Consider the following 26,019-nt stretch of genomic DNA (forward strand, 5'->3'; position numbering starts at 1 on the left):
ATAAAAGCGACTTTTAGGGGGCGAATTCGACGTCGATGACGATTTGGTTCTCCGCAGGCTCAACTTCCAGTGTGATCCCGGAAGAGTCGAAACTGCGGTATCGCGGATCCAGCTTGGTCTCCGGGATCATCCCAGGACGCTCGGCACCGGTGCCGATGACGTAATTACTGACCACGGCGACGCGGTGACGTCCCGCGAGAGCCCCGTCGTCGGCCGCAAAAGTGCCCAACGTAAACGTCCCGTCGGGACCAATTTGTCCGGTTGCTGTGACCGCTGGTTTCCGACCGATGATTTCAAACTCGACCGATCCGTCTCGCAAAACGGTTCCGTCAGGAAATCGCACCAATCCAGAAACGGGATACGTGTCACGCCCCGGATCAGAGCAACCGCACAGAACCAGCCCCGCAAAACAAAAAAACCAAACCACCCACCGCGAGCAGTCCGCACGCCCCCCCAACATTTGCCTTGCCGATTTCGGCGTGAGGAATCGGACCGGCAGGCAATGCGGTTCCCGGAAACGCCGCGGCGTCACGTGCGGCGTCATCGCAGATGGCTTCGAGGCGAGCGGTGTCATGAAAAAGTCAGCGGCGAAAAGGCAGCGGCGAGGGCAAGGATCGGCGTCCGAGTCGAGAACGGACACAATTAAGCGAGAGAACACGCTTCCTCTCAGGGCGATTGCGAGACGTTTTGCAACGCGAGTTCTCGCAGAATCTCAATCGCATCAGCCGGTGAACCGTACAGAACCGTCATCCCGTCGGCACCGATCGCGATATCAAACGCCTGCTCGACTTCCTCCTCGGTCAGCCATCCGGAGACGCCGAGGAACCGGATCTCCGCCAATTTCCGCAGCGGCGAGAGCGACGAATCCGCCAACAGGCCGGTCACCCGACGGCGAGCGACTTCCGGGGTCAACTGAGGAAACGGTGTCACCGCGATTTTGCTGTCGATGATGCTCCAGAACTTCTCGAGAGCTTCGGTCAGGTGGCTTTCGGCGGTCCCGCGATTGGTCTGTTGCAGACGCTGGACCTCGCGGCTGTCCATCGCTCCCGAGAGAACGACCGTTTTTCCGTTTTTGCAATCGAGGACTTTGACTCGCGTCAAGTTTTGAGTGGTTCCGCCGCGGACCTCTTTCAACGCAACGTCGAAATGCAACAAGAGTTCAATATTGGCTTGGACGGCGGCTTTCGACATTTCTTGAATGCTGCCTTCACCGAGGTAAACGACGCCGGGGATCCACATCCGGGTTTCGGCCTGCGGAACGCTCTCGCCGCCCACCATGTAGCCCTGGTCCTTGGCCTCCGGATCGACTTCGGTGAGAGCGTGGCCGAATTGGCCCTTTTCGATTCTCGAACGCATCCCCTCAGCAACCGTTGAGGCAACCGCGCCCATGAGATCGTCAAATCGCTCGGTAATTGCGGGATCGGTGACCTGTGGATCGGGAATCGAAGCCTCGACTTTGGCCGTCCCGCGCTCGCCCGACCGCCCGAACTCGTCGTCGTACCCCATCATCATCTCTTCTTCCATCATCATTTCTTCGTCCATCATCATGTCATCGGGCGGCCCTTGACCGGGTCGCTCGCCCGGACGCCGGCCACCACCTCTAGGATCGTCGAAATCTTCCATGCCGCCTCCGAACTCATCCATGCCCATTCCTCGACCATCAGACGAGCCATCGATTCGGATCGGCGAGTAGCTTGTGACATCAGTGTCGCCATGCAGCCCGATGGAAACGCCCCAACGGAGGGCCCACACCGGGCGTCTGAAATAAGCACAGAACTGCAGTTTCTTCAGGTCCTCGAGGGCCTGCTCATCCGCTAACGCGACATGCGCGAAGAACAATTCGTGAGCGAGAGGCAGGTGCCCGTATCGAAACGCGACATGAGCTTCGTTTCGAAGCGTCGGACCTTCCACGCGAGGCGGAACGGGCATTTTCGACGCGGCAACCAACTGATCGATTTCTTGACGCAGCGGCCTCCAATCCGGCTGTACCAACTGCCAAACCGCCATCGGCGTCGGGCCGGTGGTCAAGTTCGCTGGCGGAAGTGCGTCCTTGTCGACGGGCGGACCGCCACCGTTTTCATCGAAACCGTAACCTGATGGATCACCATCGGGATACGGATTACTGGGGTCCTGGGCCGAACCGACGACAGGCGTCACGAACAGCACCACGGCGACCGCGATCAGGACGACCACGATGCGAGGAGGACGAAGGTTGATCAGTGGGGTAATCATCGTGGAGTATTTTTGATCATGGAATGAAGACGGAAGGGCTCCCGCGTGATCCACACCAATTCTAGGGTCGCCTTCCTCTCGGGAGAGTTGGCTCGCGGGAAAGGTGGCTCGCCAAAAAACGGGTCCGCAAGAAACGAACGTTTTGATTTAGAAAGCGTTTACCTGGCAAGAATTGGCTGGATTCCTACATATTTTGCAGTGACTCAGCGAACCTGTCGGCGTTTATAATACGCCAACCGTTTCGCGTTGACGACGTTTTCCCGGGTGTTTTGCCCCAGGAAGGGGAACTTTTCCCCCTCCGCCAACGTCGCACTCAACAGCAAAGTCTCTCTGCTGTTGTGCGGTCCGTTTGCGCATACGAGCAGGTTACGCTGAAAGCAGGGCGGAATGCCCGAGTCGCCGACGCGTAATGAGGTGGGCATTCACCTCATTTCGAACAATCCATTCCCACACATCGATTTCCATGCCACGTCACCCGCGACGCACTCACCGTAGGCTGTCACTCCAGGTCCTGGACGACCGGCGAGTTTTGGCGGCGATCGTGGGGAGCGTCTTCAATGACGTGAACGATTCGTTCCGTCGAGACGAGGCTGAATCCGGCCTGAGCGGGCGATTGGTTTACGTCGACCAAAACAACAACGCCCGAATGGATCAGGGTGAACGGTACGCGTTGTCCGATGCAGCGGGCGATTTCGCAATCGAAAACATGCCCGATGGCGAATACGCCGTACGGCTTTTCAACGCAACGAAGAGCCAAATTCAAACGACGCCGATGTCGGCTAAGTTCCTGCATGACGCGGTCCTGCGAAACGACATCACGGCCGCCACGGCAGCAGCTCCCGTCGATATCGGCGGGCCAAATGAACGAATCGCCGCGGCCGTCTTCGCCACCGGAACGGACCTACAGACGCTCGCCGGCGACGGAACCGTGGGCGCGCCAACCAGCTTCGGCGGTGACATTACCCACATCGCCCGCCTCGCCGACGGATCAATCCTGGTCGCCAATGACGATGTCGGCGGCACCGTTCTTTCTATCATCGACGACTCACTCTCGACATTGAATTCGTTCACCCAACCAGGCGGCGTGGCGTTCGGGTCGATCGGCAGCGATGACGTGGGAAGAGGGATTGCCGTGGCCGCTCCGGCGGGCAATTCCGACATGAGTGAACTCTGGGCGATCGACGCCAACAACCTTGCAATCACGGCGACAGGAGTCATGGTCGATCCCGGCGCCGTCGTTACGGGCGACTCCACACCACGAACCAACGACGGCCCGACACGAAGCGTTATCAGCCACGCCTCGTTGGTCGACGACGGCAACGGCGGATCCACACAAACCCTGGCGATCAGCTTCTGGAGTAATTCAGACGAGTCGATGTTATCGCCCCCGATCATCGTCAGCGGCGCCAGCGAAGTGGTCGCATTCCACGATGAAGCAGGACTCCTGGTGCTGCGTTCGGGCGACGCCCTGTCGGTTCACGACGTGGATTCGGGCACCCTCGCCACGCTGTACACGATCGACGATACCGAAGCGATCGCGGGCATCGACGCGGCCCGCGGACTGATCGTCACTCTTTCACCGCGATCGTTTGGCACCGAAGGCTCGCCTCACGACGCGGGCATGCGATTGATCGACAGCGAAACCGGATCGGTTGTCGCCGACCTAGCTATCGACCTGTCAGCAATCGGCGATGTCGCGGCCGTTTCCCTCGACGCGAACCTACACAGCATCGCCGTTGCGGGAACGGCGGGAATTTCCCAGATTTCGCTACGGCGTCCGGCCCCCGCACGCGTTCTCGTTGCCGGCGGTGACTCGGCACCGGCCCGCTTTGGCGTGCGATTGATCGGCGAAAACTCCGCACCACAATTTGCTGAGCCACCGGTCATCTCCGTTGCCGAAGACAGCGACCTCATCTCGCCCGCACCGGGATTGCTGGCGGGCGTCTCGGATGCCGACGGCGACTCGGGATACATCATTTTGCCGACCGGAATCCCCACCTCCGGCGCCGCCACGTTGAACCTCAACGGCCAAATCACCTACTCGCCATTCGACGATTTCGAAGGCACCGACATCTTCACCGTGATCGTTCATGACGGCCGCGACACGACGGAAGCCGTAGTGACGATCAACGTCACGCCCGTCCCTGACGCACCAACCAGCGTCGAGATACTGCTCGATCCGGTCCCTGAAAACATCCTCCCCGCGGACCCCGGCGGCGATTTCGATCCGATCGGAATCATCAACATTATCGACGCCGATATTCTCAACAATCACGAAATCGAAATCCTCAACGACAACCGCGTCCTCGACGATCGCTTTGCCGTGATTAACGGTGAAATCGTGTTCGTCGGCCCGGGACGCCTCGATTTCGAAAACGAATGGACGATCCCGCTGATTTTCAGCGTCACGGACCCCGACACGGAAACAAACATCGAATACGCGACGTCGATTTCGGTGACGGATGCCGACGATCCCGTTACCGACATCACACCGGGCAGCGCCACGGTTCGCGAAAACGCCCCCGGCGAAATCATCAAATCGATCTCGGTTGTCGACCAAGACTTCGACGATCGACACACGCTCACCGTCGATGATGAACGATTCGAAATCGTGTTCGGCGAACTCAAACTCAAAGACGATCAGGCCCTCGACCGCGAGGCAGACCTGACGGTCTCGATCAACATCACCGCGTCGTACAAAGACGATTCATTCACCAAAGCGTTCCTGGTCACTGTCCTCGACGCACCTGAAATCCCGCAAGACTTCCGGCTCACCGATGACACGGTGCTGGAACTCGAACCCGGCGATGTCGTTGGTGACCTCACGATCGCGGGCAATCCGGCCGCAAACGGACACACGCTCACCGTCGATGACCCCCGGTTCATCTTTGACGGCTCGACGCTTCGTCTTGCCGATGACGAATTCATTGAGCGAACACCGGACTTCGACGACGAAATCCTGTTGAAGGTCACCGCCACACCTGACTCCGGTGGGATCGCCCCCGTCGAGGTCGAGTTCAATGTTTCCGTTGTCGAAAACGACAAACCATTCCACAACGACGACCTTCCCGAAGACGTCAACGGAGACGGCGACGTCAGTGCCCGCGACGCCCTTGCCATCATCAACTACCTGAACACCTACGGCCCCGGCCCGGTTGGTGAAGGCGACCCCGGATACGGATACGACGTCAACAACGACGGAATGGTTACCTCGCTCGATGCACTGCTGGTGATCAACGAACTCAACGTTTCCAGCGGCGGCGGTGGCGGCACGGTGGGCAACGAACCGGGCGGAGAACCCACGCCCGACCGGAATCGCTCCGGCGCATCGGGTGACATCGCCAGCGACAACGAGGACCAAGAGATCGTACCCGCGCCGGAACTCGAACGACAAATCGCACCGCTCGGACGCCGCGTGTCTCTCGAAGATCTGATCACGAATAATTCGCTCAGCAGCCCGCTGCAGAAAACGGTCGGGTCTCCAGAATCAACGTCGATCGAAAGTGCCCTCGACATGATCGCTTCGCAAACGCAACGAACCGAGGACGACGAAGAGTCCACGGATAAAGTGTTCGGCGAACCTGAAATCGACCTGCTCGGCTGATCCACGGCGAGCCCGCCAGGTAGCGTCCCCTGGGCAACCTGCCCCTGGTTCGACTGCCGGAGCTAAACCGAGCTACCCGAACGGCAACTTAGCTCAATCGCCGTTGCACAAGAACTCACGTGGTTGCATGCAGATTAAGCCGACCGCTGGCACCACATCGCGACGCCATTAGCGTGGCGACGCCACCATCTCGACCGCCGCCCGCAGGCTGGCGTCGGCATCACCAACCGGCCAATACTCCAGACCAACGTAGCCCTCGTACCCGGTCTCACGGATCGCGGCAAAGATCTCTGGGTAATTCAGCTCGCCCCGGGTCAACTCATTCCGCCCCGGATTCCCTGCAGCGTGGAAGTGAGCGATGTCCTTGATGTTTCGCGTCAAGCGATCGATCACGTGACCTTCACTGATCTGCTGGTGATAGATATCGAACACAACTTTGACGTTGTCACTGCCGACTTTGCTGACGATTTCAAACGCCTCATCACTTTTGACCAGGTAATAGCCGACGTGGTCAACGAGATCATTCAACGGCTCAATCACCAACGTGACACCGGCCTGCTCGAGCAGGGGCGCCGCCTGCCGCAAACCATCGACGAGCGACTGATGCTGGTCCTGACGCGACACGCCCGGCAGAAAATCGCCGACCTGGGAAATCAACGTCTTGCAATCGAGACGCTGCGCCGCCTCGATCGACTCCTCCAACCCTTGCAAATATTCCTCGCGTTTACCCGGATCAACGAGCGAAACAAATTTGGTGCAGCACGACGCGATCGTCATTCCGTGCTTGTCCCGGTCGCGAATCAATTGGTCCAGATCCTTTTCCCACCAACACCAAAACTCGAACGCTTTGATTCCGGTTTCGGCAACGCGAGCGATCGCTTCAGACTCGCCGACGCCTTCATAAACAGCGTCGATACAAACCGAGAGTTGGGGATTGAGTGTCACGAGAGGAAGTTCCGATTTCGGAGGTACAGGCGGATCGAACGGCCGGATCAAAATAGACGGCGGATCGGTGGTTTTGAACCCCGCGCCGAACGAGACAATCCACAAACCCGATAGCCTGCCGACGACCGCGCCGCATGAGAGGGTCCGCTATACTCACTCTCCGGCAATGCATTCGAAAAAACACTCCCACCGAAACCACCCCCACCGTCCCCCCCCTCCCCACCGACACCCTTCCCATGAACCTCTCTCGCAAAACACAATTGCAACCACGTCTCCGATCGGCCGCATGCCTCTTCTTCTGCATGGTCGTTTGCACCATCGTCTGCGGGCAAACTTTGGCCGCAGACAGCACCGGCACCACACCACCACGCCCGAATATTTTGTGGCTAACGAGCGAAGACAATGGCCCCGAACTCGGATGCTACGGCGACGATTATGCGGACACTCCTTGCATCGACGAACTCGCCGCCCGTTCGCTGCGATATCGAATGTGCTGGTCCAACGCACCGGTCTGCGCACCGGCACGTACAACAATCATTTCCGGAATGCACGCCACCAGCCTCGGCGGGCAACACATGCGCAGCAGCGCCAGCCTGCCCGAAGGCATGAAGCTGTATCCGCAGGTGCTTCGCGAAGCTGGATATTACTGCACCAACCACACCAAGACCGATTACAACTTTCGCGAAAGCGACAGCGACGCGGGGTGGCACGAAAGCGGTCGCAAAGCGCACTGGAAGAATCGCCCCAGCGACGACACACCCTTCTTCAGCGTGTTCAATTACACAATCAGCCACGAGAGTAAGATCCGCAACAAACCTCACACGCTGGTGCACGACCCCGCGAAAGCAGTCTTGCCCGCGTACCACCCCGATACACCGGAGGTTCGGCGTGACTGGGCGCAATATTACGACCGGTTAACCGAAATGGACGCCATGGTCGGCGCGGCGATTGCTGAACTCACCGAAGCCGGTCTCGCGGATTCGACTATTATCTTCCACTACGGCGATCACGGCAGCGGCATGCCGCGGAGCAAACGCAGGCCGTTCAACTCGGGACTTCAAGTTCCGTTGATCGTGCATGTCCCCGAAGCCTACCGGGAACTCGCGCCAGCCGACTATTTGCCAGGCGGCATTTCGGATCGATTGGTCAGTTTCGTCGACCTCGGCCCGACGGCAATCAGCCTAGCCGGCTCCGCTCCACCAGCGAACATGCAGGGCGTGCCATTCATGGGCAAGCATGCCGGCGATGCCAAGACCTTGCTGTTCGGATATCGCGGACGCATGGACGAGCGTATCGATATGGTGCGTTCATGTACCGATGGCCGCTTCGTTTACATGCGGCACTTCTATCCCGACCGTCCCTACCTGAAACACGTCGACTTCATGTTCCAAACCCCGACCACTCGGATTTGGAAACAGATGAACGACGCCGGACAACTCAACGATGCCCAATCAAAATTCTGGCAAGTCAAACCGACCGAGGAACTGTTTGACCTTCAGTCCGACCCTGACGAGGTCGACAACATCGCGCAACTGCCGCAGCATGCTGCAAAACTCGCCGAGATGCGAGAAGCGACTAAGCAGTGGATGCGATCCACCGGCGACCTCGGGTTACTGACCGAAGCGGAAATGCACCGGCAATCGGGACCGGACGCTCCCCGGACACTCGCACTATCGGACCGGTTCGACGTTGACGCGTTGGTCGACGCCGCATGGGAGGCCGGCGACGCATGGCAAGCCTGTGATGCCCACACGATCGCCGCCATGCAAAAACTCTGCGCCAGCGACGCCCCGGGGATCCGTTTTTGGGGCTGTCGCGGATTGGCACTGGGACTGGCCTCCCACGGAACGGTCTTGTCGAACGAGGAGATCGCCTCGGCGATGGAAACGTTAATGACGGCGACCGAAGACCCCAACGCCAGTGTCCGCGTGGCTGCGTGTGACATCCTCATCCGGATCAACGACACCGGCGCACAACAGCGGGCGGCGAAAGAGCTGATGCGTTTGGCTGATTTACCGGAGGATGGTTATTTCGTGGGGATTGCGGCGCTCAACGTCATCGATGCGAACCGCGAGGCCGTGCTGAGACACTCCGGCAAGACTTTCGAATCGCTCAGCAAGATCCGAAAAGATTCGCCCAAGCGAGGCGGCGATTACGTCACGCGGCTGCTGACCACACTCAGCCAACCGCAGGACTGATCCCCGCGATTCGCATTTAGGCCGACTTCCGCTCCCCAAGGCCCTGCCCTCTTCCCCGATTAGGCCTGGGTGGCTAGGCTTTTGCGGGCCCAAAACGGAACCCAAATGGGTATTTAACGCGTTTTCTCGGCCATCTCATTCAAATTAATTTCACCCCTGACCCCTCGGCACGGTTCATGACAGCGACCTCGACAGATCTACAAACACTGGCGATAGATACGATCCGCACGCTCAGTATGGATGCAGTACAGACAGCCAACAGTGGACACCCGGGCACGCCGATGGCGCTCGCGCCGATCGCTTATCAATTGTTCCAAAACACAATGGCTTATGATCCGGCGCGGCCTCACTGGCCCGGTCGCGATCGATTCGTCTTGTCATGCGGACATGCATCGATGCTGCTCTACAGCACACTGCATTTGATCGGCACCAAAGCAACCGACAAATTCGGCAAGCCGACCGGTGGCGAGTCGATCAAACTCGAAGACATCAAAAATTTCCGCCAACTCGGATCGGTTTGTGCCGGGCACCCCGAGTACGCCGAAGCCGCGGGAATCGAAACGACGACCGGCCCACTCGGCGCGGGCGTGAGTAACAGCGTCGGCATGGCGATGGCCGAAAAATGGTTGGCGGCGAATTACAACACCGATGACCTGACCCTGTTCAACTATAACGTGTACGCCGTCTGCAGCGACGGTGACATGATGGAAGGCATCGCCTGCGAAGCCGCCTCGGTTGCCGGACACCTGAAACTCGACAATTTGTGCTGGATCTACGACGACAACCACATCACGATCGAAGGTGATACGGACCTCGCGTTTAGCGAAGACATGGGCAAGAAATTCGAGGGCCTCGGATGGAACGTGCTGCACGTCGACGACGCCAACGACATCGAAGCCCTCGGCAAAGCACTCGCCGCCTTCGCCGCCTGCCACGACAAACCGACCCTCATTGTCGTCAAGAGTATCATCGGCTTCGGTGCCCCGAACAAGCAAAACACCCACGGCGCTCACGGTGCCCCACTGGGCTGGGACGAAGTGGCACTGGCGAAGAAGAGCTATGGCCTCCCCGAAAACGAGAAGTTCTATATCCCCGACGGTGTCAAGAAACACTTCGCCGACGGCATCGGAGCACGCGGCAGCGAAGCGTCGGCAGCCTGGGATCAAGCCTGGGAAAAATACCAAACCGCTGAACCGGAAAAAGCAGCTCAACTGCAAGCGATCTTCGACGGCAAACTGCCTGAAGGTTGGGACAAAGACATCCCCGTCTTCGAACCAAGCGAAAAGGGCGATGCGACCCGCAACAGTTCTGGCAAAGTCCTCAACGCGATTGCCGCCAACCTGCCTTTCATGATCGGCGGTTCAGCGGACCTCGCACCGAGCAACAAATCGGATCTCACGTTCGACGGTGCGGGCGACTTCCTGCCCGCACAGTACGGCGGCCGCAACCTGCACTTCGGTATTCGCGAACATGCGATGGCGGGGATCGCCAACGGATTGTGCCTGTCGGGACTACGTGGCTACGCCGCAACGTTCTTTGTCTTCACGGACTACATGCGTGGCGGAATGCGGTTGAGCAGCATCATGCACCTGCCAACGCTCTACATCCTGACGCACGATTCGATCGGCGTCGGCGAAGACGGACCGACTCACCAACCGGTCGAACACCTGACCGCATGCCGTTCGATCCCTGGACTGAACGTCTATCGCCCCGGCGATGCCAACGAAGTCGCAGAGTGCTATCGCACCGCAATGCTCGACGGCGATCACCCCGCCGCGATGGTTCTGTCGCGACAAAACATGCCAACCCTCGACCGCACCGTTTATGCACCGGCCTCCGGTTGCAGCCGCGGCGGCTATATTCTCAGCGACTGCGAGGGCACCCCGGATGTGATCCTGATGAGCAGCGGCAGTGAACTCTACATGGCCGTCGACGCAGCCAAAACGCTGACCGAAGCGGGCAAGAAAGTTCGCGTCGTCAGCATGCCATGCATGGACATCTTCGCTCAACAAGACCAGTCGTACATTGATGAAGTCCTGCCACCGGCGGTCACCAACCGCGTGGCGATCGAAGCCGGCATCCGCATGTCATGGGACCGCTGGATCGGATCGGCGGGCAAGTTTGTCGGCATGAGTGGATTCGGAGCCAGTGCCCCGTTCGATGCCGTCTACAAGCATTTCAACATCAATGCAGAGGCCGTCGTCAAAGCCGCTTCGTCGAGCTAGACACGCCCCACTCTCGCCGAAACGCGGGGCGTCAACCTGTCACAGGATCGCGCCCGCTCGGATCTCAGGTATAAGATCTGCGGCGTCAATCATCGAACGCTTCCTTCACCGGAAGCACCCGCCCTCGGGTCACGGGCGAGAACGCCTGTGACCCGTTATCTGTTACGTCATATTTCATCCGAAGGAAGCTCTCTTGTCCGGTACATGTGTCATTGGTTTGCAGTGGGGAGACGAAGCGAAAGGTAAGCTCGTCGATCTATTGGCGCCTCGTTTTGATTGTGTGATCCGTTATCAGGGCGGTGCCAACGCCGGACATACCGTCGTTGCCGGTGATGAGGTTTACAAACTGCATCACATTCCGTCGGGAATCCTCCACGGCGACGTGCAAAACTTCATCACCCCCGGTGTCGTGATCAACCCGACCACGATGCTGCAAGAGATCGACGGGCTGGCCCCACGCGGCATCAACGTTGCCGACAACTTGAAGGTCAGCGAACGAGCACACCTGGTCATGCCATGGCACATGATCGAAGACGCGACAATCAACAAAGTCAGCGTTCGCGGCGAATCGATCGGAACGACCAACCGCGGCATCGGCCCGTGCTATCGAGACAAAGTCGGCCGCACCCACGCGATCCGCATGATTGACTTGATCGAAGAATCACGCGACGAACGGATCGCAACGGTTGCCGAACAGAAAACCGTGCTACTGCGTCAACTCGGCGCGACGGACGAAGAACTCGAATCGATCTCGCCGGAGAAGATGGTGCCCTTGGCAGCATCGTGGGCCGAACGATTGGCACCGATGATCGCCGACACCACGGACCTGATCCTCGATGCGGCGGAAGCCAACCAAACCCTGCTGTTCGAAGGCGCACAGGGCGCGCTACTGGACATTGACCACGGGACGTACCCGTTCGTCACCAGCAGTAACAGCAGCGGCGTCGGCGTCTGCGCCGGCGCGGGTGTGCCTCCCAAATGGATTGACCACGTCCTCGGTGTCTGCAAAGCCTACAGCACTCGCGTTGGCGGCGGACCGTTCCCAACGGAACTCGACGACGAAACCGGCGACAAGATCCGTAAACTCGGAAACGAATTCGGCACGACCACCGGACGACCACGACGCTGCGGATGGTTTGACGCCGTCGCCGTTCGTTACACCGCTCGCCTGTCCGGCGTCAGCCGATTGGCGTTGATGATGATGGACGTTCTCGCTCACTTCGAAGAACTCAAAGTCTGTGTCGCGTACGAACTCGATGGCAAAGAAATCCATCACGTTCCCGCCCACGCCGACCAACTCCGCCGCTGCAAACCAGTCCTGGAAACGATCAAAGGCTGGAACAGCCCCGTGGACCACGCCCGCAGCATGTCCGACTTCCCACCGGGAGCTCTGGCCTACGTGAAACGAATCGAAGAACTCGTTGGCGTGCCCGTTGGCATTCTCTCGGTCGGCCCCGACCGAGCTCAAACGATCTTCACCGAAGAAGCCGCCGCGATGGGATTGGCATAACACCGATTCAACTCGCACTCATTCAAAGGCGACCGGCGTTCAACACCGGTCGCCTTTCTTTTGCGCATGCACCTTAGCCTGGCGTGAATGACGGACGTGCAAAACTCACGGATGCGGCAAAAGTAGTGACACCGGCAACTCCGTCACGCTAGACTGAGTTCGCAGACAAAGTCACTGGACTCTCGGCGTTTGATACACCAATGCGTGGAACGCCGACTGAGCACCGATCGCTGAACACGCCACGTCCGCAAGGAACCTCGTCGTGCTTTTCTTCCCGTACTCCACCGACGCGCCGATCTATCACTACCCGATCGCGACGGGAACGATCGTGGCACTCAACGTGATGGCCTACACCGCGACGACGATCCAGGTGGCGACAGGAAACCTCAGCCTCGACGACGTCAAATGGCTGGCACTGACCTTTGACGGCATCCATCCGCTGCAGTGGATCACGCATTGTTTTTTGCATATCCATCCATTCCAACTCATCGTCAACATGCTGTTCCTGTGGAGCTTCGGTTTGGTGATCGAGGGCAAAATCGGCGGGTTGCTGTTCAGCATCATCTATTTCGCCACCCACATTTTTTGTGGCGCTCTCGCGCAGTGCCTTTTCTACGCCCTGTCGTTTGCGGTTCCCGCGGTCAGCGAAATGACCGCCGTAGGGGCGGACAACGGCATCTACGTGATGATGGCCATGGCACTGATGTGGGCTCCCGAGAATGAGATGAACTGCATGTTCCTGCTGCTCGTCCCCCGACTCGGAAAGATGGGTGGCGGCATCATGACCGAACTGAAGATTGCAACACTCGCGACAGCGTACCTCTTCATCGAATTGATCATGTTCTTCTTTCTCGGACTACTCGTTTGGCAAGCCGGTTTTCACTTGATGTCGCTGATGATTGGTGTCGTGCTGGCGTTCGTGATGCTGCGAATGGAATGGGTCGACTGTGAAGACTGGGACATCATCTCGCGCAACGAATGGTTGCACGGATACACGTTCTTGTGCAGTGACGAGCGAAGAGAGCGACTGGCTGAGAAGGTCGACGTGCGGCACGATGCGGTTTCGATGGCATTGGCAACGTCATCAACGGCATCGACCAGCAACGCATCCTACATGGCGGCCAGATCAACCACGATGGCACGATCCGCGAAAGGCGAAGCGACCACCATCGCCCCGCGAAACAACAGTGGCCAAGCGGGGACCGCGACAACGACCACGGCACCAACGCCTAACTCGGGAAAGGACGGCAAAGGAAAACGCCGAGGTCTGCTGGGACTCAAAGGGAAAGCCCCCGCTCCACCGCCGTCACCTCAACAGATCGCCGAAGCCCACCCCGACTTCAACCGCATCGCGATGCTGTTGCGGCAATCCCTCTCGACCCGCAGCCTGATGCTCGCGGAGCAACACTTCGGAAAACTCCAACAACTCGGCTTGGCCCCAGGACTCGCTGACAAAACTCTGTTTGATTTCGCCTCGCTACTGGCGTCTGAAAAGAAGTACCTGCCCGCGTTGACTCCGCTGCAGTTAATTGTCGAGCATGGCGGACCGATGTCGGCAGACGCGTTGATTCGGGTCGCCCAAATTCAATTGAAAGTCATGCGTCTGCCCGGTGAAGCGGTCAAAACGCTCAGAAAAATCCGCTTCCCCGCAGAGACCGCCGCGGGCGCCGAACGCCTGTCCGAAGCCCAGAAAAAAATCATCACTCGCCGAAACGCATTACTTGAGCAATGTGGCGTTCAACCGCCTCCACTTATCGCCAAACCCGACGGACCGAAGTAGAATCGTACCAACTCCCGCCTCCCCCACCCTAAAGAGCGAATGACTATGACGACTCCCGCCTTGCCCCGCCGTAATTTTCTGCAAACCCTGGCCGCCACTGCTGCCGTTGGCGCGATCGCGCCACGCTTCGCTGCTGCTCACGAAGGCGAACACAGTCACTCGCACGATGACGCTCCCTTCCAAATTTCGCTCGCCGAATGGTCGCTGCACCGCACGCTCCGCGATGCGTCCAAAGGGGTCACCAACCTCGACTTCCCTCGAATCGCAAAAGAAGACTTCGGCATCGACGGAATCGAATACGTCAACCAATTCTTCAAAGACAAGGCCCGCGACGAAGCCTATCTCGGCGACCTGAAGAAACGCTGCGAAGACCAAGGCGTTAAGAGCCTTTTGATCATGGTCGATGGCGAAGGGCAACTCGGCAACCCTGACAAAGCTGGCCGCAAAAAAGCCGTTGAGAACCATCACCAGTGGGTCGACGCGGCTAAATTCCTCGGCTGCCACTCGATTCGAGTCAACGCGGCGAGCGGCGGGTCCTATCTCGAGCAAATCGGTTACGCCGCGGACGGCCTCAGCCAACTCTGCGAATACGCGGCACCGCACGGCATCAACGTTATTGTCGAAAACCACGGCGGACTCAGCAGCAACGGTGCTTGGCTGGCCGTGGTGATGGAGCGAGTCGGAATGGATAACTGTGGCACGCTGCCCGACTTCGGTAATTTCGATATCCGTCGCGGCAACGATCCGCTGTCGTTCGATCGCTACCTGGGCGTACAAGCCTTGATGCCATACGCCAAAGCTGTGAGTGCCAAAACGCACAACTTCGACGCCGAAGGGAACGAGACCAACACGGATTACTTCAAGATGATGGATATCGTGATGGAGTTCGGATACCACGGATACGTGGGCATCGAATACGAGGGTGGCCAACTCGACGAGTACGCAGGCATCCGGGCAACCAAGTCATTGCTCGAACGAGTCCGAGCAAAACTAGCATGACCCAAACACCCGCGAAACGGATTTTACTGGGTATCGCCGGCGGAATTGCCGCGTATAAAGCCGCCGATCTCTGCAGCAAACTCGCCCAAGCCGGTCATCACGTCCAAGTCGTGATGACCGCGGGGGCGTCGGAGTTCATTGGAGAGACGACTCTGGCGGCATTGTCGGGGCGACCGGTCGCGACAAAATCGTTCGACCCGCGCTACCCACTCGGGGCACACATCGAATTGGCCGTTGACCTGGACGCGATGGTAATCGCGCCGGCGACGGCCTCGGTCCTGGCGAGATTGGCGAATGGCCAGGCCGACGACTTGCTCAGCACCTTGTATCTGCAGAATACCGCTCCCGTCTTGCTCGCACCGGCCATGAGCGACCCGATGTGGAGCCAACCGGCTGTCCAACGCAACATCGAGACGCTTCGCAACGATGGCTGCCGAATCATCGGCCCCGAAAAAGGTTGGCTGAGTTGTCGTGTCCAGGGTGTTGGACGAATGAGCGAACCGACTAAGATTGTCGACGAAATCCATACATTTTTTTCTGCAATAACGAAACGCTCATGACCGTCCATGTTTTCGGACACCGCAATCCCGACACCGACGCCATTTGTAGTGCACTCGCCTACGCCGAGTACTTACGAAGAACGACACGCCCTGATGCCGTCGCCGCCTGTTGTGGAGCCCCGAATGAGCGAACCGAGTTCGCCCTCCGGCAAGCCAAACTCGCGATGCCGCGAATCATCATGGACGTCCGCCCTGAACTCGACGACATCTGCAACCGTGAAGTCATCTTCGCGAGACCCAACGACGTTTTCTACGACGTCTACAAATTGATGAACGCCCACGGGCTCCGATCGATCCCGGTTCTCGACGAAAACGACACTCTGATCGGTTTGGCAACGCTGCTCGAATTGCTCGAACTGGTTTTCAAAGGCGGCGTCGACGGCGGGCAATCACGCGGTGTTCGCTCGACCCTTCGCAGCATCGTTTCGGTGCTCGGCGGAGAGTTCCAGCACGCGGTGAATCCGGACGAGACCGAAGACCTGATCGTCACCGTCGGTGCGATGAGCGCGGGCGGTTTCACCGATCGACTCAGCCAGTACCCCGTCGACCGCCTTCTCGTGGTGAGCGGTGACCGACCGACGATCCAGTTGCCCGCGCTCGAAATGGGCGTTCGCGCCCTCGTCGTCACCGGCGGATTCGAACTGTCGAGCGGCCTGATGGAGTTGGCACGAAACCGGGGCGTCGCGGTGATCACGAGCGAACTCGACACCGCAACGACGACGATGCGAATCAAGGCGGCCCAAGTGATCGCCGATGCCATCGACAAGGACTTCGAATCGTTGCCGGCGAAGATGCCGGTCACGACGGCAAAACAACAAATCTTCCGCTCCGCCCAACCGGTTTTCCCCGTCACCGATGGCAAAAAACTCATCGGCGTGCTGAGCAAGAGTGACCTCGTCCACCCGCCCCGTCCGCAACTCGTCCTCGTTGATCACAACGAAATGGGACAAGCCGTCGAGGGCGCCGACGAAGCCGACATTATCGAGGTGCTCGATCACCACCGCCTTGGCGGATCGCTAAAATCGACCGGTCCGATCAAGTTCACGATGGATCCCGTCGGTTCGACTTGCACGCTCGTGGCGAGACTGTTCCGCCAATCGAACATCACACCCGAACCGGGCATCGCTCTCTGCATGGCCTCAGGGATCATCAGCGACACGCTTTACCTGCGTTCGCCCACAACGACGGACGTCGACCGCGACATCCTCGCGTGGCTGCAAACGTTCTGCAACCTTTCGCTCGAGCAGTTCGCAACGGACTTTTTCCAAGTCGGCTCTGCCCTGCGTACGTGTACTCCGGAAAAAGTGGTGCGGGAAGACTGCAAGCAGTTCGAAGAAGGGGGCAAGCGTTTTTCGATTTCACAGATCGAGGAAATCGGATTCGACCTTTTTTGGCAGCGACAAACCGAACTCGCCAAAGCGCTCAGCGGACTCGCGACCGAAAACCATTTGGACTTTTCGGCCCTGCTCGTCACGGACATTTCCAGCAACGGCAGCCTGTTGCTCATGAGCCGAGAACCCGACGGTTGGGATGAGATCAATTACCCACAACTCGAAGACAATCTCTACAAACTCGACAACGTGGTCAGCCGCAAGAAGCAATTACTGCCCCTGATCAGCAGCCTGCTCGAAACCGCCACTCACCCGTCGTAAACACGGCGGTATGGGCCGAACGCGAACATTCCGTACTGGGCTCTCCCATACCCGCCTTCTCGGGTCCGACGACCGCCACACCCACGCAGATCACATGGCAAGGCATACAGCGACGCACCGGGGGGCTTCCTCGGCGGATATAGTTGCGATGCCTATCGGATGATGAACATCCTAAAATCCTCTCACCATGATTTTGAGAACCGGTGTTAAACCATGAAAACGTCCTATGACTGTGTGGTCGTCGGCGGGGGCCCCGCCGGCGGAACCGCTGCCTCCATCGTTGCCTCGGCTGGCCTTAGCACCTTGTTAATCGAACGTGAGGCCGTGCCACGTTTCCACGTGGGGGAATCCCTGATGCCGGAGGCCTACTGGCCGCTCGAACGTCTCGGGCTGATCGACCAGATGAAAACGTCTGGATGGCAACAGAAGAAGAGCGTTCAATTTGTGACGCACACAGGTAAAGAGTCCGAACCGTTTTTCTTCCGTGAACACGACGAACGGGAGTGCAGCACCACATGGCAAGTCGAACGAAGCGAATTCGACAAGATGCTGTTCGACCGGGCCGCGGAATTGGGTGCGGATTGCCACGACCGGACACGGCTCGTCGAAGTCAAGTTCGATCCTGCGGACTCTCCCGACACGCCACCTCGCGCGACCGGTGTGGTTGTCCGTGATGCGGCAGGCGAAGACCACACGATCGAATGCCGCGTGGTGATTGATGCCACCGGACAACAAAGTTTCATCGCCGGTCGCCTCGGTCTCAAAGAGGTCAACCCAAACCTGAAGAAAGCTGCAATCTGGACGTATTACAAAGACGCGATTCGCGGCGATGGGGACAACGAAGGCGCCACGATCATCCTCAACAGCGAAAACAAAAACGCGTGGTTCTGGTTCATCCCACAATCTCGCGGCATCACGAGTGTGGGATGCGTCGCCGATCATGAGTATCTGCTCAAGGGCCGAGGCACACCGGAAGAAATTTTCGGCGAGGAACTCGCGAGTTGCCCAGGCCTGATCCCACGCCTAAGCAGCGCCACCCGCGTTGGCAAATTCACAACGGCGAAAGAATTTTCCTACATGACGCGACAGCACGCCGGGCCGGGATGGGTCCTCGTCGGTGACGCGTTCGGATTCATCGACCCGGTGTACTCGTCCGGTGTGTATTTCGCCTTAGAGATGGGTGTGCGGGCGGGTGATGCCGTCGTCGAGGGTCTGCAAAACAACGACCTCTCGGGCGACCAACTCGGCAAATGGGCTCCCGAATTCAAAGCCGGTGCCGAACGAATCCGCAAACTCGTGCATGCATTCTACGACAAAGATTTCAGCATCGGCCGGTTCATGCGAGAGTTCCCTCAGTATCGAGGCAATGTGACGGACCTTTTAATCGGACGCGTTTTCACCGATGATGCCGGGCGCATGTTCCCCGACATGCAACAAAGTATCGAAAACACTCGGCAACAAAAAATCGCTGCGGCGAAAGAGATGAACGCTTGAACGAATTCAATGAACTGCGTTGGTGGCAGGACGACCTCTCAGAACGCTTTGACGCTCTGATCTTCGACTGTGACGGCACCCTCACCGATTCGATGCCACTGCACTACCGCGCGTGGCGTGACACTTTGCTGGCACGAGGCGTGGAATTCCCCGAGCCTCGGTTCTATTCGATGGGCGGCATGCCCACGGACAAGATTATCGACATCTTGTGCGGCGAACAGAATGTCAGTGTGGATGTCGACGCCACCGCTCAAGCCAAAGAAGATGCTTTTGAGGATTTGATGGGCGAACTGCAACCGCTGCAGATCGTCTGCGATTGTGCCGCCCGACACCGTGGCCAAATGCCGATGGCCGTCGCCAGCGGTGGAATCCGTCCGATCGTCGAGCGTCAACTCAAACAAATCGAAACGTTCGACTGGTTTGGCGCCATCGTTACGAGCGAAGACACCGAACTGCACAAACCGGAACCAGACGCATTCTTGCTCGCCGCCCGATTGCTCGACGTCGATCCGACGCGTTGCCTGGTCTTTGAAGATTCACCACTCGGATTCGACGCCGCATGTCGGGCCGGCATGCAATTCGTCGACGTTCGCCCAACCGTCGCGGCAAACGGAAAATAAGCCGCAGAGTCCTAACAGAACCGCGGGCAGGTTTCGCGCCGCGTCCACCGAGCCAAGGGTGACGCGGCGTTCGTTGCAGCAAACGCAAGTCAGTAGCGAACTCAAAATCGGCAATGTCACCCGCGAAAGGGGCCACCCACTCGCGGCACCTTCTCACGCCCCCCGCCGGCTCTCTCGCGGGGGCTACCGATATTCTCGAGAGCCCGACATTCCCGAGAGAATGCCGGTGACTCATTCAGGCCATCTAAGGGGCGAGAATTTCGTTCGTCGTTTGCACGCCAGAGTTGTCTTGCTGGAAGATCGAAGGCAGGTTGTTTGGCAAACGACCGGGTGCGTCCGATGGATCTGGAGCGAAGTCGCTGCCGCGGACGGCCGATCCCAACGGGGTCGTTAACGAATCGTCGATCGTTCGCAAATAAGCTTGCAGCTTCCACGCCGGGATGACGGTCACACCGAGTTCCTTGGCCATCGTCTTCGCTCGGCCGAGTGCCACGACTTCGCGAGCATCGGCTTCGCCATCAGCCTCAGGTGGTTCGCCGAGAACGAGGAATCGGACGCTGCTGTCGAAATCACCATCGGTGCTCAAGTCGGGCTGCAGGATCGCGGCGACTTCCGCTCCCGCGGCACGCACCATCGAGGCGACACCCTCGGTATCAGGTCGCTCATCGCCATCGAGATCGATGTTCCATCCCAACGCAATCTTGACGCGTCGGCCTGGTGACCAGAACGGCGAGTAGATTTTGTCGCCCGAGATGATCGGATAGCGGAATTCAGGACGTGCAACGACACGGGCTTCGGCACGATGCTCGCCGAGAATCTTCGTGACCTGGATGGTCGCTTTCACTTTGGCATCTTGCAGGCGGGTTTCGTCGCCGTCGATCACTCCAAACGTCACGCCAGGACGGAGTGCTTCGGACGATCCCAAGTTGATGTTCACCACGTTGCCGTCGCGGACGACGTACGTGATCACACCTTGTGTGCTTTCGAAGTTATCGCTGCGCAGTTTGGTCAACTCGATCAATTGCGTGTTGATTGTCGAGAGCAGTTTGTCTTCACGTGTTTTGAAGTTGGCGAGTTCGGTCTGCAACTTTTTGCTCAGTGCGTTGAGCTTCTTCGAGGTTTGCAGGAGCGTGTCTTTGTTCTTTTCGCCGGTCTCCTTCATCTTCTCGCGGTCTTCGGCGTACTTTGACATCTCCACTTCGAGTTGCTTGTTCGCTTTGTCTTTGTCCGATTCAGCCTGCTCCTGTGCCTTCCGCGCGAGATCCACTTCCGAGGCCGTTTGGACCCGAATCTTGGTCGCTTCATCACGTGCTTGACCGTACTGAACGTTCCGGGACCGAATCGCGTTGACGAGCACCTCGGGGAGGTTCGGATAGTTGCGGTTTTGCGGATCGACTTCAGGACCGAAATAGGACATATCACGGGCGAACTGCCGTTCGATCGTTTCCATGTCCGGGTCCCCGCCCGTGCTCGAGGTCAGTTGGTCGAACTGAGCTTGGGTCAATCCACCGACGCCTAGCATCGCCTTCATCATTGTCGCCTGGCTCTGAAGCGTTTGCAGTTCCGATTGAGCGGAGGTCAAGCGATCTTTGGACGCTACTGCGGTAAGCGACTCGACGCTGCCCCAGCGATACAGGAAGAAATTCAAGGCCAGAGAAAGGACCAAGAAAATCAGGCAAGCGATCAAGCTGCCACGGATGACGGAATCGTCGCGTGCGGCCATGATGGGCGTTGGGTTTTAGGGAGAGAAAGGTCTATCGTCAGACGAGAAGAACCGCCAATTGTATTCGCTCAATATCGAAATCACACGCTCGGCGGCGGATTTTCTTTACGAATCACTCCCTCTTCAGGTTCAGGGTTTGCCGATTCCACCGGTTTTGGCGTTCAGCCGACGATCGGCGGATGCTCCGCTCGCGTCACCCCCACCCTGAACGGGCCCGGCCAGCGGCCGGCGCGGCCCCAATTTCGTCGGTTCTGCCGGAAAGCGAACCGCTCAGTCCTGCAGCTCACGCCGCAGATTCCGGACTCGGTCCTGAATGAGGATCGGCAATTTGCTCCGCAGCAGGTTGCGGCCGTCGAACCAATCGTGGGGTTCGTGAAGAACGAAACGGAGTTGGATAATGGACGCTTGTTCTTGTCCCGGCACCGGAGTGATCGCGACGTACCCCCCCATACCGGCATAAGGATGTGGCGGACCGAGCTCTTTCTCGCCAACGGAATTGCGTTCAATCGCCCGCCATTGATTCGAGATCGATTCCGGATCCGGCGTTGGCGAACCGAACCGTGAATCCAACAACCAAGTCAAAATGATCGGAGCGGTTTCGTCATCTGTCGACCAGATCGAACGTCTCGCCCGAGCGACCCCACGAACGACAACCTTGCTGAGCAACGGCATCTGCAGATATCCGAGAGCCTCGTACTGCCCGTCGAGGGTCACGTTGAAATCAGCGAGTTCCTGTTTGGTCAGTGACCGGGTTTTGTTCTTCTCCAACTCCTCCGGATTGTCTTGGTCGCTCAGTTCGATCGTTTTCTCCGGCGAATCTGGATCCGATTTAAAGTCCTCGAGCGCTTCCGATTTCCGAATTTCAGCAATCGACTGATGGACGACGAACGCGACATCAATGAAATGCCCGATGCGATCGCCCTCATCATTTTTGATCGAATCGGTTTGCACCGAGATCGGCGCCACCACGGAATCCCGCGTGAACCGGCTCACACCATGTCGCCCCGCAAGAGTCTCCAACGCCTTCATTGCCGACGGGCTGTCGGCGGGCTCGCCGGTGACCGAAACGAAACTGGGCTCCGGCAACACAAACGATTTGTCATTGGTGAGTTCAATGCCCTCGGTTGTCATCTTCCGCAACAGATTTTCTTGAGACGATCGTTCGTCCGCCGCATCCGCTGAGGCGGCCTCCGGCGCAGCGGTTTGTTCTCCACACGCTCGATGGGCCACCGGGAAGGAAACCAAGAACGTCGCCAATAAGATTGCAGGTAGCGTCACGTGAGAGACGGGATCGGAAACGGCGCCGCAGCGAAGAAGATTCATTGTTGCCTAGATGCGTGTGAGTTTTTGGGGTGCGTTGGGGTTGGGACGCCGAATCGGATCAAAGACCACCGGGAACTTCAGTGGTGCATACGATTGTGGGCGCGTCAAGCGAATTGGGGTTCAAAAACATTCAGATTCCTCGAGCGGCCTTGTCGATCCGTAGCGATCGAGCAATGCGTTGCGAATCCTACAGTCTGCAGGGTCTTGAGCCATTCCGATTAGATTTCGCAAACTTGATGCTGCCGAAACACTCATGCCGTCCGATACCTACTTGTGCAACGGTATCTTGCTTTCAATTTACCGAGAACGCAAATCACACAGCGTCGTCGTTGACCCTCCCAATCGAAACGATAACCGTCGTGTGGCGATCGAAACCTTCCTCTCAAAAAATTCCACGGAGACCTGTACGATGCGTCGTATTCTTGTACCAGCTGTTTTGGCCGTTGCCCTGCTTGCCGGAAACGCCTCCAGCGCCAGCGCCTTTGGCCACCTGAAATCCCTGTTCGGCGGTTGCGGATCCGCATGTGACACCGCTTGTTGCGAACCAGTTTGTGAGCCCGTTTGTGGCTGTGAGCCTGTTTGCGGTTGCGAGCCTGTTTGCTGCGAACCAGTTTGCGGAGCAGAGCCTTGCTGTGCACCAAAGATGGGCTTGCTCCAACGCCTCTTCCACAAGAAGAGCTGCTGCGACACCGGTTGCTGCGAGCCAGTTTGCGAGCCAGTTTGTGGCTGTGAGCCAATTTGCGAACCAGTTTGCGGTTGCGAGCCAATCTGCGAACCAGTTTGTGGTTGCGAGCCAGCTTGCTGCGACTCGGCACCTTGCCGCCCATTCGGTGGATTCTTCGCTCGCATGTTCAGCAAGAAGAGCGCCTGCGACGCCGGCTGCTGCGAAATCGTTGAGCCAGCTTGCGGTTGCGAACCAACCTGCGGTTGCGAGCCAGTTTGCGGTTGCGAAGCACCTTGCGGATGCCACTGAGAACTTCACTTTCCCGGCAGGGCGAGCTCCTAAGAGATCATTACTCGACTAAGCCCGCTCGACGGCGAAACTGAAACCTAACAATGACCCCGTGCTCGGAATTGATCCGACACGGGGTTTTTTCGTTGGCGTCACGCGGTCGCGCCGAAATACCGACACAGCTTCAAAATTACAATGCATCCCCAAACTCACGGCAGCGTCAAATCACGCAATCACGGAAAAACCCCGCCTTGGACGCCAATCTGATGCGTTTTGGGATTGAGCAAATCCGTGGCAAACCACTGGGAGTAGGGTAATTCCCCTCCCGCATCCCGCCATTACGATCGCTCCACTTCGGATCGGCGACACCGGTCGCTTTGCAAACCTATTGATTGTCGAGGGCATCGCAGCTTGTTAAGCTGGGCACCATCGGAAAATCGTTCGACATCTGTGATCAAGCGATCTTCCGCCTCCTGGGTTTCGGATCAAGCAATGCGTTTTGTCTCCGGAGACCTCCCACCACCCCCCCCTCCTTACCCGCTCACCACATGGAAAATTCTCGCATGACCAACCGAACTAATCGTCGTCGTTTCTTGGGCCAATCCGCAGCCGTGACCGCCAGTGTCGGTTACTGGGCCGGAACGTCGCTCGCCTCCGATACGAAACCTGAATCCGCACTTAACGCTCTCGCAGCCGGTTGTATCGGTGTGGGAGGAAAAGGTGGCAGTGACACTAGTCACATCGGAAACCAAGGCGTTCGCATTGCCGGCCTTTGCGATGTCGATGGTGACACATTGACTAAGAAGGGACGCGAATTTCCCGACGCCGCCAAATTTGATGACTTCCGCGAGATGCTCGACAAACTCGGCGACAAGATCGACATCGTCACCTGCAGCACCCCAGACCACGTTCACGCCGCGGCCTGCGTCCGGGCAATGAACATGGGCAAACATATCTACTGCCAAAAACCGCTGACTTGGTCGATCCGGGAAGCCCGACTGATGCGGGAAACCGCCGAAAAAACGGGCGTCATCACCCAAATGGGTAATCAAGGCACCAGCGAAGATGGACTGCGGGAAGCCGTCGAAGTGATCCGCAGCGGCGCGATCGGAGACGTCAGCGAAGTTCACATCTTCTCAAACCGTCCCGTGTGGCCACAGGGCGGCGGACGTCCCGACAAAGTGGATCCGGTTCCGGAATCATTGAACTGGGATGCGTGGATCGGCCCTGCACCGATGCGTCCATTTGTTTCCGGTGCTTACCATTCGTTCAACTGGCGCGGTTGGGTGGATTTTGGCACCGGCGCGTTGGGGGACATGGCTTGCCACACGACCAACATGCCCGTCATGGCACTGAAACTGTGGGACCCGGTCGCCGTGACCGCGGTGAAAAACCCTGGCATCGTCGAAGGCGAACAGTTCCCTGCGAGCAGTGCGTTGATGTTCGAATTCCCAGAACGTGAAGGACTGCCCGCATGTAAGTTCTACTGGTACGACGGCGGAAACCTTCCTTCGGACGACATCATCTCGCAATTGCCGAAATCGTTCCAAAAACGAATCGCAAAACAACGCGAAGGCGGCCCGAAAATGTCCGGTGCTGTCGTCGTCGGCAGCAAGGGACTGTTGTTCTCGCCTGATGACTACGGCGCGAAGTACTACCTGTTGCCTGAGGACAAATACGAAGACTACCAGGTGCCCGAGCAAACGTTGCCGCGGATCCCGTTCAAAGCCTCCGGTGACGAACGTCAAAAATGGGAATTCGTCAGCACGATCAAGGGCGAATACGAACCCGGAACGATGGCCAACTTCGGCTACGCGGGTCGCCTGACCGAAACCATCCTGGTCGGCAACTTGGCCATGCGGGCCGGCGAAGGCCAACGGATCGAATGGAACGCGAAGGACTTAACCAGCCCTAACGTGGAATCCGTCAACCAATTCGTCCAACGCGAATATCGATCAGGCTGGGAACTCGGCTAACACGCCTGGTTCGCTTCGACGCGAATAATTCAACGAGATCGACTCACGGGACTGGCTTGCTATCGCAGACCAGTCCCGTTTTTCGTTGGAAACAAGACGTTGCCCGCAAAGCAAGAAAACATCTAACAAGAACATGTCCCCGGCACCGACAGTGGTGCTCAACCATCGGCAAGCCAAAAAAACCGAGGAATCAATCGAAAAAAAGCAAATTCAGCGCGCCGGCATC

The 26,019-nt window shown here is 58.2% G+C and carries 16 protein-coding genes; 11 read left to right on the plus strand and 5 right to left on the minus strand.

Going from position 1 to position 26,019, the window contains the following annotated elements; genetic code table 11:
* Positions 1-13 precede the first annotated feature (13 nt).
* Both FHS27_RS06695 and FHS27_RS06700 read right to left on the minus strand, forming a co-directional pair.
* Positions 14-658 (minus strand): hypothetical protein, encoded by a 645-nt coding sequence (locus tag FHS27_RS06695; RefSeq protein ID WP_246419212.1) that lies wholly within the window; start codon positions 656-658, stop codon positions 14-16.
* Between the two features lie 8 nt (positions 659-666).
* Entirely contained in the window at positions 667-2,232 is a 1,566-nt protein-coding gene (locus tag FHS27_RS06700; RefSeq protein ID WP_221224926.1) for a hypothetical protein, read from the minus strand.
* A gap of 463 nt (positions 2,233-2,695) precedes the next feature.
* Between FHS27_RS06700 and FHS27_RS06705 the strand changes: the two genes are divergently transcribed.
* Positions 2,696-5,836 (plus strand): dockerin type I domain-containing protein, encoded by a 3,141-nt coding sequence (locus tag FHS27_RS06705; RefSeq protein ID WP_246419214.1) that lies wholly within the window; start codon positions 2,696-2,698, stop codon positions 5,834-5,836.
* A gap of 168 nt (positions 5,837-6,004) precedes the next feature.
* On the opposite strand, the gene FHS27_RS06710 is transcribed toward FHS27_RS06705, so the two are convergent.
* Positions 6,005-6,781 (minus strand): hydroxypyruvate isomerase family protein, encoded by a 777-nt coding sequence (locus FHS27_RS06710; protein ID WP_184303424.1) that lies wholly within the window; start codon positions 6,779-6,781, stop codon positions 6,005-6,007.
* Between the two features lie 236 nt (positions 6,782-7,017).
* On the opposite strand from FHS27_RS06710, the gene FHS27_RS06715 reads away from it, so the two are divergent.
* From FHS27_RS06715 to FHS27_RS06755, 9 genes are all read left to right on the plus strand, one after another.
* Positions 7,018-8,979 (plus strand): sulfatase family protein, encoded by a 1,962-nt coding sequence (locus FHS27_RS06715; protein ID WP_246419219.1) that lies wholly within the window; start codon positions 7,018-7,020, stop codon positions 8,977-8,979.
* Positions 8,980-9,155: 176 nt separating this feature from the next.
* Positions 9,156-11,204: a transketolase gene (tkt, locus tag FHS27_RS06720; protein WP_184303425.1), complete on the plus strand. Its 2,049-nt coding sequence runs from the start codon at positions 9,156-9,158 to the stop codon at positions 11,202-11,204.
* 193 nt (positions 11,205-11,397) lie between these two features.
* Positions 11,398-12,714: an adenylosuccinate synthase gene (locus tag FHS27_RS06725; protein WP_173405347.1), complete on the plus strand. Its 1,317-nt coding sequence runs from the start codon at positions 11,398-11,400 to the stop codon at positions 12,712-12,714.
* Between the two features lie 262 nt (positions 12,715-12,976).
* Positions 12,977-14,494: a rhomboid family intramembrane serine protease gene (locus FHS27_RS06730; protein WP_184303427.1), complete on the plus strand. Its 1,518-nt coding sequence runs from the start codon at positions 12,977-12,979 to the stop codon at positions 14,492-14,494.
* Between the two features lie 45 nt (positions 14,495-14,539).
* Positions 14,540-15,493 carry a sugar phosphate isomerase/epimerase family protein gene (locus FHS27_RS06735; RefSeq protein WP_184303430.1) on the plus strand — a complete coding sequence of 318 codons (954 nt, stop codon included), beginning with the start codon at positions 14,540-14,542 and terminating at the stop codon, positions 15,491-15,493.
* Positions 15,490-16,053, plus strand: coding sequence for a flavoprotein (locus FHS27_RS06740; protein ID WP_184303433.1), 564 nt, complete (start codon positions 15,490-15,492; stop codon positions 16,051-16,053). The genes FHS27_RS06735 and FHS27_RS06740 overlap by 4 nt, the downstream gene beginning before the upstream one ends.
* Positions 16,050-17,705 (plus strand): putative manganese-dependent inorganic diphosphatase, encoded by a 1,656-nt coding sequence (locus FHS27_RS06745; RefSeq protein WP_184303435.1) that lies wholly within the window; start codon positions 16,050-16,052, stop codon positions 17,703-17,705. Before FHS27_RS06740 ends, FHS27_RS06745 begins: the two co-directional genes overlap by 4 nt.
* Before the next feature lie 213 nt (positions 17,706-17,918).
* On the plus strand, positions 17,919-19,199 hold the full coding sequence (locus FHS27_RS06750) for an NAD(P)/FAD-dependent oxidoreductase (RefSeq protein ID WP_184303437.1): 1,281 nt from the start codon (positions 17,919-17,921) through the stop codon (positions 19,197-19,199).
* A complete protein-coding gene (locus FHS27_RS06755; RefSeq protein WP_184303439.1) occupies positions 19,196-19,819 on the plus strand; it encodes an HAD family hydrolase in 624 nt (207 codons plus the stop codon). Before FHS27_RS06750 ends, FHS27_RS06755 begins: the two co-directional genes overlap by 4 nt.
* 244 nt (positions 19,820-20,063) lie before the next feature.
* Here FHS27_RS06755 and FHS27_RS06760 read toward each other — a convergent pair whose 3' ends face one another.
* Complete coding sequence (locus tag FHS27_RS06760; protein ID WP_184303441.1) at positions 20,064-21,542, minus strand: hypothetical protein; 1,479 nt, start codon at positions 21,540-21,542, stop codon at positions 20,064-20,066.
* A 270-nt stretch (positions 21,543-21,812) separates the two neighbouring features.
* Positions 21,813-22,865, minus strand: a complete 1,053-nt coding sequence (locus FHS27_RS06765; protein WP_184303443.1) for a hypothetical protein — start codon at positions 22,863-22,865, stop codon at positions 21,813-21,815.
* A 1,515-nt stretch (positions 22,866-24,380) separates the two neighbouring features.
* On the opposite strand from FHS27_RS06765, the gene FHS27_RS06770 reads away from it, so the two are divergent.
* Positions 24,381-25,793 carry a Gfo/Idh/MocA family protein gene (locus tag FHS27_RS06770; RefSeq protein ID WP_184303445.1) on the plus strand — a complete coding sequence of 471 codons (1,413 nt, stop codon included), beginning with the start codon at positions 24,381-24,383 and terminating at the stop codon, positions 25,791-25,793.
* The last annotated feature ends 226 nt before the right edge of the window (positions 25,794-26,019 follow it).

The sequence above is a fragment of the Aporhodopirellula rubra genome, from assembly GCF_014192335.1.
In the GTDB taxonomy this organism is placed as follows: domain Bacteria; phylum Planctomycetota; class Planctomycetia; order Pirellulales; family Pirellulaceae; genus Rhodopirellula; species Rhodopirellula rubra.